The organism is Brucella sp. NBRC 12950, from assembly GCF_030268145.1.
In the GTDB taxonomy this organism is placed as follows: domain Bacteria; phylum Pseudomonadota; class Alphaproteobacteria; order Rhizobiales; family Rhizobiaceae; genus Brucella.
In genome coordinates, this window is the sequence record NZ_BSQC01000001.1 from 311686 (window position 1) to 324496 (window position 12811).

Genomic DNA, 12811 nt, shown 5'->3' on the forward strand with positions numbered 1-12811 from the left:
TTCACTAAAACGCCTCTCAGGGGATAAAGGTTGCGGCAGGTCTTCGAAATTAGCAATCCCTATATTGGTTCGAGGTGTGACAGGAAAACACTCACACTTTTCAATGGCTGACGATATAAAGCCTCATATCGAATTGAAGGAGCGAAGCTCTATGCCTGCAAAATTGTCCGTCAATCTCAACGCCGTAGCCATGTTGCGTAATCGGCGAGATCTTCCTTGGCCGAGTGTGACCGGTCTAGGGCGAGCGGCGCTTGCAGCAGGGGCCGCTGGCTTGACGGTGCACCCGCGCCCTGATCAGCGTCATATTCGTTTTACCGATCTTGGCGATATCCGCGCATTGATCGATGATGAATACCCGCAGGCTGAATTCAACATTGAAGGCTTTCCAACAGAAGCCTTTCTGGAACTGGTTGAAAAACATCAACCTGAGCAGGTGACATTGGTTCCTGATGATCCGATGCAGGCAACTTCCGATCACGGTTGGGACTTTGAAACCAAGTCCGATTTCCTGGAGCCGATCGTTCAACGCCTGAAATCACAGGGAATGCGTGTATCGTTATTCGCTGACCCTGATCCGCTGGGTTATGAAAAGGCCAAGGCAATCGGCGCAGACCGCATTGAGCTCTATACGGGCCCATATGGAGCGACTTACGATGATCCGGCTGCCGCTACACAGGAACTGAGCCGTCTCGGCAAAGCTGCAGATGCAGCAACGGCGCTCGGGCTCGCAATCAATGCAGGGCACGATCTGACAGTTGAAAATCTCCCAGCTTTGGTGAAACGTGTACCGCAGTTAAGCGAAGTGTCGATTGGGCACGGTCTGACCGCAGATGCTTTAATGTATGGTATGCCGGTGACCATTAGCCGATACATTGCAGCCTTGGCTGGATAGGCTTTGCGAAAATGCATGGCTGACAATGGAGCTTTGCGAAATCTGCATTTGTGCGCGGGCGCGACAAGATATAGACCGCCCGCCACAGAATAACCACGCTCGGGGGCGCGCTGGGTCATTTGAGGGAAGCATACATGAAGTTTTCCGCAGTCCGAGCTTCGCGCTTCAGCGGCGAGTTAGCCTACTTTTCTTTAAAGAGTTTAACTTTGACACTTCAGGCATTTGACTGATACCGAACTTGCATGGGAACCTTTGCAGCGATCATGTATTCCCTAGCTGTTGACGGTTTGTTTAACTCCCAGGCGCTCTGATATCCAATCCCGATACTTACGACCTCACGAGGTGTCTGCATATGAGCAGCGAGCAACCAGATAAGAACACGCCAGTCGCAGGAGATGCGCAGGCGGGTTCTCAAAATACGCTGCCTGCTGGCGTTTCTCCAGAGAACTCGATTGCTTCGGAAGAAAACGACCATTCCCATGACAGTATGAAGATGCTGGTGCTTGGTGCTCTCGGCGTCGTTTATGGTGATATTGGTACGAGCCCGATCTACGCCTTCCGTGAAGCATTGCACGCGGCAACTTCGGATGGGTTTCTTTCCAGAAGTGATATTCTGGGTGTCGTTTCTCTGATCTTCTGGGCGCTTCTGCTCGTTGTGACGGTGAAATATGTGATCTTCGTGCTGCGTGCCGACAATAATGGCGAAGGCGGCATTCTCTCTCTGATGGCTTTGGTAAGGGCTGCCCTTAAAGGGCGGCCCGATATCGTTCTGGCCGCTGGTATTTGCGGAGCGGCGCTGTTCTTTGGCGATGCGGTCATTACGCCTGCGATTTCGGTGTTGTCTGCGGTGGAAGGGGTGCAGATTGTTGCGCCCCATATGACGCCCTTTGTGGTGCCCATTACAGTGGTCATTCTCGTCGTTCTTTTCTCAATCCAGAAGTACGGGACGGGCAAGGTTGCGATTGTTTTCGGGCCGATCATGGCGGTGTGGTTTCTGGCACTCGGTGCGTCGGGTCTTTGGCATATTTTTGACGATCCGACCGTAATGGCAGCGCTCAATCCTTATTATGCCCTGCGGTTTCTTGTCGTCAGCCCCGGTGTCGCCTTCATTACTGTAGGCGCAGTCTTTCTTGCCATGACAGGCGCCGAAGCGCTTTACGCTGATCTCGGTCATTTTGGCCGTAAGCCAATCGTTCGAGCTTGGCTTTGGATTGTGTTTCCGTGCCTTCTGCTTAACTATTTCGGACAGGCGGCATTCGTGTTGTCCCATGGTGAAGCGGCGGCGTTGCCTTTCTTCCAGATGATGCCGGATTTTGCACTCTGGCCGATGGTGCTTCTGGCGACAGCTGCCACTGTGATCGCCAGTCAAGCCGTCATCAGCGGCGCGTTTTCTGTGGCGCGTCAGGCGGTTCAGCTTAACATTCTGCCGCGTCTTGAAATCCAGCACACGTCGGAAAAACTGCACGGACAAATCTACATTCCGCGCGTCAATCTGCTGCTTGGTCTTACGGTCATCATTCTCGTTCTCGGCTTTGAGAAGTCGAACAATCTGGCATCTGCTTACGGTATCGCCGTGACGGGCAATATGCTGGTCACGACCGGCCTTCTTTATTTCGTCATGACTCGCATCTGGAACTGGCGTGTCAGCCGCGCTGCTCCCTTGATCGCAGGCTTTCTGGTCATTGATGTGATGTTCTTCAGCGCCAACATCATCAAGGTGCATGATGGCGGCTGGGCGTCGATTACCTTTGCGCTTATTCTTGTGGTCATCATGTGGACATGGGTGCGCGGTACGCGCCACCTGTTCCAAAAGACACGCAAGGCGGAGGTGCCGCTCGATCTCATCGTCGAGCAGATGAACAAGCGTCCGCCGACAATTGTTCCGGGAACGGCTGTGTTTCTGACAGGTGATCCCAAGAGCGCGCCGACGGCACTCATGCATAGTCTCAAGCACTATAAGGTTCTGCACCAGAACAATGTTATTCTGACTGTTGTAACGGCTTCCAAGCCTTGGGTGTCGAGTGCTGACCGTGCGCGTGTTTCGCAGTTCAATGAACGCTTCATGCAGGTCACGCTGACATTTGGCTATATGCAGCAACCGAATATTCCGCGCGCGCTGGGACTTTGCCGAAAACTCGGCTGGAAGTTCGACATCATGACGACGTCTTTCTTCCTGTCACGTCGCTGGCTCAAGGCTTCCGCACATTCCGGTTTGCCGCTCTGGCAGGATAAGCTTTTCATCCTGCTTGCTCGTACGGCCTCTGATGCGACGGAATATTTCCAGATCCCAACAGGTCGTGTTGTGGAAATAGGCACGCAAGTTAATCTCTAAGGCATTAAGCCAGATATCCATGTTTTTAAAGGGCGCCTTCTGAGAAGTTGATTCCGGAAGGCGCCCCTTCTTTTTGAATTTGTTTGCTTCTTTCCAGTTGTCGAAACGAAGCTCCAAGCGGTGCTCGGATCGCAATTCTAAAATCTTCCATCTTGTTGAAAAATCCTGCTTGACGGTCTGTCAAGCAAGGATTAGTAAACGGAACCGTACCGTACGGTACAAGGTGGAGGGATTGATCCGTGACTGATAAAAGCGACGAATTGCAGGCTCAGAAGCAGCCGTCTTTTTCGCCGCGTCAGAACGATGTTCTGGAGCAGGCGTTGCGCCTTCTTGTCGAAGGCGGGGACCGCGCTTTGACGACGGCGAGCATTGCGCGTGCTGCCAATTGCTCCAAGGAAAGCCTTTATAAATGGTTTGGTGATCGCGATGGTCTGCTAACCGCAATGGTTCGCTGGCAAGCATCGAAGGTTCGTGTCGTGCCGGTAGCTCGCGAGAAGCTTGACGCGGAATCGCTTTTCTCAAGCCTAGAACATTTTGCGCGTGACTGGCTGCTGGTGCTGTCTGGTCCAACATCGATTGCATTGAACCGTCTGGCTGTCAGCCACACGGCATCGGGCAAATCGGCACTTGGCGACATCGTTCTCGCCAATGGTCCGGTGGCGATGGCAAAGCGTCTCAAGCCGATCCTCGAAATGGGTCAGGAAGCAAAGCTTCTGGCTTTTGACGACATCGACGAAGCTTTTCGTGCATTTTTCGGACTTGTCGTTCGGGACATGCAGATCCGGTTGCTGCTTGGCGACCGGCTGGAACTGACTGACGAAGTGGTCATCCGGGACGCCCGGCGTGCTACAAAGCAGTTTTTCGCTCTTTACGGGGCATAACCAACGGCCAACGCGAGGAAGCCGCAGAGCAATCTGAAAAATAATCTGAATGAAGGGAATACGAAAATGCGCGTTTATTACGATCGTGATGCAGACGTTAATCTGATCAAGTCGAAGAAGGTTGTTATCGTCGGTTACGGTAGCCAGGGCCGTGCCCATGCACTGAACCTCAAGGACTCCGGCGCTGCCAACGTGCGCATCGCTCTTCGTGAAGGTTCGGCAACGGTCAAGAAGGCCGAAGCTGATGGCTTCGAAGTGATGAACGTTGCTGATGCTGCCAAGTGGGGCGATCTCCTCATGATGGCAACCCCTGATGAACTTCAGGCTGACATCTACAAAGACCACATTCAGGATAACATCCGTGACGGCGCAGCGATTGCTTTCGCTCATGGCCTTAATGTTCACTTCGGCCTGATTGAGCCAAAGAAGTCGGTTGACGTTGTCATGATCGCACCAAAGGGCCCAGGCCACACGGTTCGCGGCGAATACCAGAAGGGCGGCGGCGTTCCTTGCCTCATCGCTATCCATCAGGATGCTTCGGGCAACGCACATGATCTCGCTCTGTCTTACGCTTCGGGCGTTGGCGGCGGCCGTTCGGGCGTTATCGAAACCACCTTCAAGGAAGAGTGCGAAACCGATCTGTTCGGTGAGCAGGCTGTTCTTTGCGGCGGTGTTGTTGAACTCATCCGCACCGGCTTTGAAGTTCTCGTAGAAGCTGGCTATGCACCAGAAATGGCTTACTTCGAGTGCCTGCACGAAATGAAGCTCATCGTAGACCTGATCTACGAAGGCGGCATTGCGAACATGAACTACTCGATCTCCAACACTGCTGAGTGGGGCGAATACGTCACTGGTCCACGCATCATCACTGCAGAAACCAAGGAAGAAATGAAGCGCGTTCTGAAGGACATTCAGACCGGCAAGTTCACTTCCGATTGGATGCAGGAATACCGTGCAGGTGCAGCTCGCTTCAAGGGTATCCGTCGTAACAACGACAGCCACCAGATCGAAGAAGTCGGCGAAAAGCTCCGCGGCATGATGCCATGGATCGCAGCGAACAAGCTCGTCGACAAGGCACGCAACTAAAAATCTGCAATATTCAAGCTCTGGCCGTCTGCAAATGGCATTTTGTTTCACTTCCGGTGCTCACGTACTTTATGTACGCTCCGCTCCGGTTCTCACAAAACACCATTTTCGCCAAGCCAGAGCCAGAATCTTGCTAGATTTTGGGTGCTCGATGATCAGACAAAAAGGGGGCGTTTCTTACGCCCCTTTCATGCATAGGGATTTGGTCGTGTGAAATGTAGCGCACGAAAAGATCGTCGGATGCTTTTGGAATTTGTGTTTTGTGCGTCATTTGGCCAAAACAATTCAGAATATCTTTATTCCGTCTCAGCATGGAAGAAAGTGTTCTCGTTAGCAAAAAATTGCGCTATCGCTGGAACTTTATCTGGCAAGGTTTGAGGAGGCTTTGCCTCCACCGTATTGAGGAGATTTCCCGTGTTGGACTGGGAAACTGTATTTGCAACGCGCTCGAAACGTATGCGCGCTTCGGAAATCCGTGAACTTCTAAAACTGCTGGAACGTCCGGATATTATTTCCTTTGCTGGCGGTATTCCCGATCCGGCGCTGTTTCCACATACTGAATTCCAGAGCGCTTATCAGGACATCTTTGGTGGCCCTGAAGCCAATGCAGCTCTGCAATATTCGGTATCCGAAGGTTACAAGCCGCTCCGTACCTGGTTGGTGAGTGAACTTGCCAAGATCGGTATTCCGTGTACCGAAGACAACGTCTTTATCACGTCCGGTTCGCAGCAAGCACTTGACTATCTAGGCAAGCTTTTCATCTCGCCAAATGACACGGCGCTGGTGACTGCCCCGACCTATCTTGGTGCGTTACAGGCGTTTAACGCCTATGAACCGACCTATGACATTCTCTCGCTGAATGGCAATCGCACACCGGATTCCTATAAGCAGGCAGCGGAAAATGCTGGCGGTCAGGTTAAGTTTGCCTATCTTTCGGCAGATTTCAGCAATCCGACCGGCGAAACGGTCGATCGTGCGGGCCGTGAAAAGCTGCTGGCCGATGCTGATGAGTTGAATGTGCCGATTATCGAAGATGCCGCTTATCAGTATCTGCGTTACAACGGGGAAGCGATTGCGCCGATCCTGTCGATGGATATTGCGCGTCACGGCGGTGATATCGAAAAGACCCGCACGATCTATTGCGGCTCATTCTCGAAGACTCTCGCTCCTGGCCTGCGCGTCGGTTACGTGGTTGCTTCGCAATCGGTTATCCGCAAGCTGGTTCTGATGAAGCAGGCGGCTGATCTTCATTCTTCGACGATCAACCAGATTGCCATCCATCGTGTTGCTTCGACTGGTTTTGACAGTCAAGTCGCTAAGCTGCATAGCGTTTACAAGCACCGCCGCGATAAGATGCTGGAAGCACTTGCTAAATACATGCCGGAAGGTACTGACTGGACCAAGCCGGAAGGCGGCATGTTCATCTGGGTCACGCTTCCAAAGGGCATGGACGGTGCTGCATTGCTTGCCGCATCGATTGAAAGCGAGAAGGTAGCTTTCGTTCCGGGCAAGGCCTTCTTTGCGGATGGCACGGGTGCCAATACGCTGCGTCTGAGCTATTCATGCGCTAATGATGAAATGATTGATGAAGGTATCATGCGTCTGGGTCGTTTGATCCGCACGCATTCCAAATCGAAAGCTGCATAAGAAATAAATGAGCCGGGCACTGCCCGGCTTTTTTATTGAAAAGGCGAATTACAGCCAGTGCGTGGCCCCGCCAAGGGCTGGTATGTGTTATCCGAAGTGCGATAACTGCGGTAACGATTTGAGCACCATGAAATATGGTTGCTGCTTGGACCGAAGGTGGTGACAGGCTTGCGATTGGATGGGCGAACTTGAAGCGGGTCGCCATTCTTGTAGATCGGGATGCCTTCGCGCGAGATGTAATTGCCACTGTCGCGGCACCCCACGCCGTAACACTTACTTGATCCTGCTTGTGGCTGATAAGTCCGCGGCAGCCCGCCAGCGATAGGGGGCGTGCTTGGACGCAAAGACGGCACATAAGGCGTATTCAGGTCAACCGCTGCAGCGCTGCTAACAAGGCTTGCTGCAAAGAGGCCTGAGCAAAGTGCGATGTACCGAATCTTATCAAGCATTTTTGGTGTCCTGATTTCCAGACTTTATATGGTGGCTTTTCTGATCAAAACCAGCGTGGCTGTGCAATTTTGAAAAGAACCACTTGCCAATCATAGCGCAAGTGGTGAGATTGCGCGGGCATGTTTACGATAGCAACCTTCAATGTCGAAAATCTGATGCGCCGGTTTGATTTTTCCGGCTTTCGAAATGAATTGCATCAGGATCGCTCGCTCAAGCTCTTCGAGATCGGCGATGAAACGCAATACCGTCTGCTGGAGCAGGCGCGGGCGATTGCCCATACCGACGACACACGGCAGATGACGGCTCTGGCAATAGCCGAAACACGGGCCGATGTGCTTTGCCTGCAAGAAGTCGATAATCTCGCTGCCCTCAATGCGTTTGAATATGGCTATCTTTTCAAGATGGTCGGCCAGGGTTATCGCAATAAGTATCTGATTGACGGCAATGATAGCCGAGGCATCGACGTTGCCGTGATGGCACGCGATACGACGCGTGATGGCCAGCGGATTGAAGTGCTGGAAGTCACCAGCCACGCGCATCTGACCTATAAGGATCTTGATCTTTATCAGCCGGTGCTTGCTGAGCTCGGACTTGAACCGAATGATCGCATTTTTAAGCGCGATTGTCTTTGTCTCGATATGCGTATCGACGGCAAGCAACTGACGCTTTTTGTTGTCCATCTGAAATCAATGGGCGGTGCACGTAACGGGCTTGATGGTCGCACTGCATCCTTGCCGGTCAGACAGGCAGAAACGCGTGCGATCCGTCACATTATCGAAGAGAAGTTTGGCGCAGGGCACACTTCGGGTAAGCGCTGGCTCATTTGCGGTGATTTCAACGATTACCGTGAACGCGTCATCATCGAAGGCGATGAGTGGAACGGTTATCAATTCTCGCCTGTGAAGGAAGCTGCCAGTGCGCTGGATACGCTGCTGAGCGATGGCTTCGCCATCAATCTTGTGGAGCGCCGCCCTGAAATGGACCGCTGGACGCTCTATCACACCCGCGGACCGCAGGAACGCCATCTTTGCGAGCTTGATTACATTCTTGCGTCGCCAGCTCTGGCTGACAAAAACGGTGGTGCGATTCCGCAGATTATCCGCCGTGGCCAACCCTGGCGCACGGTTTTCCCGCCGGGACAAGAAGTTGATCGTTATCCACGGACTGGATGGGATCGTCCTAAGGCCAGTGACCATTGCCCTGTGGCTGTGACGCTGAACATTGTTTGAGAATGAGACGGCTAATGCAGCATGTGAAAGAAAACACGGTTTATGAAATTGATCGTGTCGATGTCCGGATTTTGCCGGGACCGCTCGATTATGCGCAAGCCAATAAAACCGCAATCGCTGAAAACTGGCAGCGCGAGTGTCAGGCTAATCCGACTTTATTTGATGGTGAAATTTATCTTGCACCACAAGCGAAACTGGAAGGCCAGTCTTTTTCCGCCGGTTTCCATCGCACGAGCTTTGCAACTCTTATGTATTGGCGCAAAGATGCACAGCCTTTACGTCCCTGGCATATTTTTGGCGTCGGTATCATGGTGTCCGCTGAAGGGCATTTGATAGCAGCCCGTATGAGCGCGCATAATGCGGTCGCAGGACGGGTCTACTTTCCGGCAGGTTCCATTGATGACAATGATGTCGTTGATGGTCGCGCCGATTATGAAACCAATATGGCTCGAGAAGTCTTCGAAGAAACTGGAATCAATCTTGGTGATGCCAAGGCGGAAGCAAAGACCCATCTGGTAACTGCCGATGGAAGCATTGCGCTTTTCCGCCGACATTACTTTGATCTTTCGACGACGGAATTGTTGAAACGAATAGAGGCAAATCTCGCTGCTCAAGCAGAGCCGGAATTGTCGGAAATCATTCCGGTTAAGCAGGCAGGAGCCATGGGGCAGGCGACGCCATCCTATGTGCGCGCATTTGCCGATTGGCATTTTGAAAATCAACAGTAACGATCAGTTCTTGCAGATGACAGCGCCACGAAATTGACTATGCTCGCAAAGCAAGGCTTATGGCCTTACTGAAGTGAGGGAGAGGTGAACGATGACCGAAGCTGCCAGTGCTGGCCGGTATTATGAGATTTTCGACGTTTTCGCCGATAAGGCTCTGGCTGGGAATCCGCTGGCTGTTGTGCACGAGAGTGAAGGGCTGACTGACGCGCGTATGCAGGCCATCGCGCGCGAATTCAATCTGTCCGAAACGGTCTTTATCTTTCCGCCTGAAAATCCGATGCATGAGGCAGCCGTCCGCATTTTTACCCCGGACTACGAGTTGCCATTTGCGGGTCATCCGACGGTTGGTGCTGCGGTATCGCTGGCACGTCATCGCAGAACAGGCGACGAGTCGGATCGGCTGGTGACGCTTGAAGAGAAGGTAGGTATCGTTCGCTGTGGTGTCATATTAGGTGAAAACAGCGCCTTTGCCGAATTTGATCTGCCGCGTTTGCCGGAAAAGCTCGATATCAAGATCGAGAAGGAAGAGGCAGCCGCCGCAATCGGGCTAGGAACGCATGAGATCGGCTTTGAAAACCATATTCCTGCTGTCTGGAGCGCAGGCACACCCTATCTTCTTGTGCCGGTTCATAACCTGATCGCTGCAGCCAAAGTCTCCATCGATCCTGTCTATGTGAGCGAAAGTCTGCCGCATGTGGGCGATCGACCATTGCCGATTTATGTCTATTGCCGCGAAACAATTCTGTTCGACAGTAATTATCACGCACGCATGTTTGTGACAGGCTCGAATGTTTATGAAGATCCCGCGACGGGGTCTGCAGCGGCGGCTTTTGCGGGCATGATCCTGGCCAAAGACCAGCCGGTGGATGGAAGTTCGCAATGGTGGATCGAGCAGGGCATGGAGATGGGGCGCCCCTCGCGTATTCGCCTTGAACTTGATGTATCAAATCAGACACTCACCGGTGCTCGTATTGGCGGTACGGCAGTCAAGATTGCTGAAGGACGCCTGTTCGTCTGATTTTCATGTTTTGATTGCGGTCAAAGCGCAATCGCCGCCCTATAGTAATCTAACAACAGATTAGCTGAACGAGGGACGCTTGCCATGATAATCAAGGAAATGTCTGAAATTGATGTCCGTGATATGATCCAGCACACCCAGATCGGGCGGTTGGGTTATGTTCTTGGTGATCGACCATTTGTGGTGCCGCTCGGTTTTCGATTCAGCGGTGGGGCGCTTTATTCCTTCACTACCGATGGTCAGAAGACTGAGGCTATGCGGAAAAATGATGCGGTCTGCATTTTGTTCGATCACATCATTTCAAAAACGGAATGGCGTAGCGTTGTGGTGAACGGTCATTATCGCGAGATCACGCGCGAGGAAGAAAAGGCTGCGATCGTCAATATGCTCTCAAACGAGCCGACATGGTGGGAGCCTGCTTATACCAAGACCATCACCAGTGGCGGCGAGCAACGCAAACTGGAACCTGTTTTCTTTCGCGTTGATATTGAAAGCGCCACTGGTCATCAGGCCGGTTGAATCTAGCGAACCACCAGCACCGGAACAGTGCTTCGCGTAACGACTTCATAGGTCTGACTACCGAGCAACATGCCTTTCAGCCCACGACGACCATGTGACGCCATCACAATCAGGTCGTTGCGCAATTCTTTTGCGGTTTCAATGATTGAGGTGGCGGGATGCTGTGCCACGACATGCAATGTATGGATTTCAACGCCAGCCTGACTTGCCAGTTCACGGGCGCGGGAAAGTGCAGCATCGGCGTAATCGTTCCATTCTTCTTCATAACGCTCGATAAAGGCTGGACTGTCAGTAAAGCCGCCAGGCAGTCCGGAAAGCGAATAGGGGGCGGTCACGGTGAGGACAGTCACCTTGCTATCCATGGCTTTCGCGGTATCAAATCCATGAGTGAGACCGCGCTCTGCAAACTCTGAACCATCTGTGGTGACTAGGATATTCTTATACATCGTGCCCTCGCTTTGACTTTATGCATCTTTAAAGTAGTTACCCAGTTGATCATATCAAACCAGATATGGCGTTAATATTAGAATAGAACGGGACTGCGATAATCCATGCCTCTTGATTGCGATACTTTTCATGCGAGCTGGGTTGCGACTGTTCTTAATCTGGATTGGCCATCCAGAGCTTCCACACAGATTGAGGATGATTCCGAACGCGTGAAGCGCCAGAAGCAGGAACTGGTGCGAATGTTTGAAGAAGCATCCGAACATGGCATTAACGCCGTGATCTTTCAGGTTTCACCTGCTGCGGATGCTTTCTACAAATCCGACTATCTGCCGTGGTCATCTTATCTGACAGGTACGCTCGGAAAAGATCCAGGCTTCGATCCACTGCGCTTTGCGATCGCGCAAGCGCATAAGCGTGGGATCGAGCTACATGCATGGCTCAATCCTTACCGTGTTTCTATGGATGTGCGACCGGCAACGCGAAAAGAACTGAATAATTCTTCCAGCGATTCTCCGCCTAGTGTTTATAAAACCAATCCGGGTTGGGTAGGCATATCTGCGGATCGCTATGTGCTTGATCCCGGTATTCCGGCAGTGCGCCAGTGGGTAACTAACATCACGGCTGAAGTTGTCCAGAAATATGATGTCGATGGAATCCAGTTCGATGACTATTTCTATTACGAAACGCAGGGCTCGCCACTCAAGGACGACAAGACATTCAAACGTTTCGGGACAAGTTTCTCAAGCAAGCATGACTGGCGGCGTCACAATACCTATACGCTGGTGCAGGAAATCTCGCACAAGATCAGAGCCATCAAGCCGCATGTTCGCTTTGGTATCAGCCCTGGCGGCGTCTGGCGCAATCAGATTGACGATCCGCTTGGTTCGCCAACGCGGGCGGGTAAGACCAATTATGATGGAGACTTTGCTGATACGCGTGCCTGGGTGAAAGATGGGCTGATCGATTATATCGCGCCGCAGGTCTATTGGTCGTCAGGCCGCAAGGATGTGCCTTATGGCCCTATCGTCAAATGGTGGGCGGATACAGTTAAAGGCACAAATACTGATCTTTATATAGGTATGGCACTTTATCGCGCTGGCACCTCGAGTAAGGCTGAGCCTGAATGGGTTGCGGGAAATGGCGTAGATGAAATCAAGCGCCAGCTTGACCTTAACAACGCTATACCGGAGGTCAAAGGCAGTATTCTTTTTCGACAAGGTTTCTTGTCTGATCCGACGCTCAAGAGCGTATCGGCATACTTGAAAAAGACCTGGGGCAAGTGTCGACCTAAAAAATAGCGGCACATTCAGGTTATTTATTATCTGGTTGATTTAAATCAAAGAAAGCCTCCGCCAGCGGATGCTAATGATCGCTTGTTGCCGAGTTCCACCAGAGTCGGCAATCTCCGGGGCGTCGAGGCCCAACCAAAGCGACGCCCCGGCTAATTTTAAACAATTCAAGGATCTGTCGAGCGCACCAGCGCGATCTTTTTGCAATGTTGTACTGTCGACAGCCAGCGGGTGCTGTCAGCATTGCCCTCCATCTCACTAAATCGGCACCCGCGAATTTTCTTATATTTATT

Annotated in this window: 12 protein-coding genes; 10 read left to right on the plus strand and 2 right to left on the minus strand. The window is 52.1% G+C overall.

Annotated features, from left to right (window positions below; genetic code table 11):
- The first annotated feature begins 151 nt into the window (after nt 1-151).
- The 5 genes from QSJ70_RS01470 (at nt 152) to QSJ70_RS01490 (ending at nt 6838) form a co-directional block, all read left to right on the plus strand.
- The gene (locus QSJ70_RS01470) at nt 152-892 is read left to right on the plus strand and encodes a pyridoxine 5'-phosphate synthase (protein ID WP_285534559.1); all 741 of its coding nucleotides are present in this window, start codon (nt 152-154) and stop codon (nt 890-892) included.
- A gap of 487 nt (nt 893-1379) precedes the next feature.
- The gene (locus QSJ70_RS01475; protein WP_235819004.1) at nt 1380-3224 is read left to right on the plus strand and encodes a potassium transporter Kup; all 1845 of its coding nucleotides are present in this window, start codon (nt 1380-1382) and stop codon (nt 3222-3224) included.
- A 239-nt stretch (nt 3225-3463) separates the two neighbouring features.
- Entirely contained in the window at nt 3464-4105 is a 642-nt protein-coding gene (locus tag QSJ70_RS01480) for a TetR/AcrR family transcriptional regulator (RefSeq protein WP_007875688.1), read from the plus strand.
- Between the two features lie 66 nt (nt 4106-4171).
- Nucleotides 4172-5191, plus strand: a complete 1020-nt coding sequence (gene ilvC / locus QSJ70_RS01485; RefSeq protein ID WP_007875687.1) for a ketol-acid reductoisomerase — start codon at nt 4172-4174, stop codon at nt 5189-5191.
- Nucleotides 5192-5605: 414 nt separating this feature from the next.
- Complete coding sequence (locus QSJ70_RS01490; protein ID WP_285534560.1) at nt 5606-6838, plus strand: aminotransferase-like domain-containing protein; 1233 nt, start codon at nt 5606-5608, stop codon at nt 6836-6838.
- 32 nt (nt 6839-6870) lie between these two features.
- On the opposite strand, the gene QSJ70_RS01495 is transcribed toward QSJ70_RS01490, so the two are convergent.
- Complete coding sequence (locus tag QSJ70_RS01495; RefSeq protein WP_285534562.1) at nt 6871-7287, minus strand: BA14K family protein; 417 nt, start codon at nt 7285-7287, stop codon at nt 6871-6873.
- Nucleotides 7288-7407: 120 nt separating this feature from the next.
- On the opposite strand from QSJ70_RS01495, the gene QSJ70_RS01500 reads away from it, so the two are divergent.
- The 4 genes from QSJ70_RS01500 (at nt 7408) to QSJ70_RS01515 (ending at nt 10782) form a co-directional block, all read left to right on the plus strand.
- A complete protein-coding gene (locus tag QSJ70_RS01500) occupies nt 7408-8517 on the plus strand; it encodes an endonuclease/exonuclease/phosphatase family protein (protein WP_285534563.1) in 1110 nt (369 codons plus the stop codon).
- A gap of 14 nt (nt 8518-8531) precedes the next feature.
- Nucleotides 8532-9245 (plus strand): NUDIX domain-containing protein, encoded by a 714-nt coding sequence (locus QSJ70_RS01505; protein ID WP_285534565.1) that lies wholly within the window; start codon nt 8532-8534, stop codon nt 9243-9245.
- Nucleotides 9246-9336: 91 nt separating this feature from the next.
- Nucleotides 9337-10263 carry a PhzF family phenazine biosynthesis protein gene (locus QSJ70_RS01510; RefSeq protein WP_064320798.1) on the plus strand — a complete coding sequence of 309 codons (927 nt, stop codon included), beginning with the start codon at nt 9337-9339 and terminating at the stop codon, nt 10261-10263.
- 84 nt (nt 10264-10347) lie between these two features.
- Nucleotides 10348-10782 carry a pyridoxamine 5'-phosphate oxidase family protein gene (locus tag QSJ70_RS01515; protein ID WP_064320797.1) on the plus strand — a complete coding sequence of 145 codons (435 nt, stop codon included), beginning with the start codon at nt 10348-10350 and terminating at the stop codon, nt 10780-10782.
- A 2-nt stretch (nt 10783-10784) separates the two neighbouring features.
- On the opposite strand, the gene QSJ70_RS01520 is transcribed toward QSJ70_RS01515, so the two are convergent.
- The gene (locus QSJ70_RS01520; RefSeq protein WP_285534567.1) at nt 10785-11228 is read right to left on the minus strand and encodes a universal stress protein; all 444 of its coding nucleotides are present in this window, start codon (nt 11226-11228) and stop codon (nt 10785-10787) included.
- Nucleotides 11229-11333: 105 nt separating this feature from the next.
- On the opposite strand from QSJ70_RS01520, the gene QSJ70_RS01525 reads away from it, so the two are divergent.
- On the plus strand, nt 11334-12527 hold the full coding sequence (locus QSJ70_RS01525; RefSeq protein ID WP_285534568.1) for a glycoside hydrolase family 10-like protein: 1194 nt from the start codon (nt 11334-11336) through the stop codon (nt 12525-12527).
- Nucleotides 12528-12811: the final 284 nt, after the last annotated feature.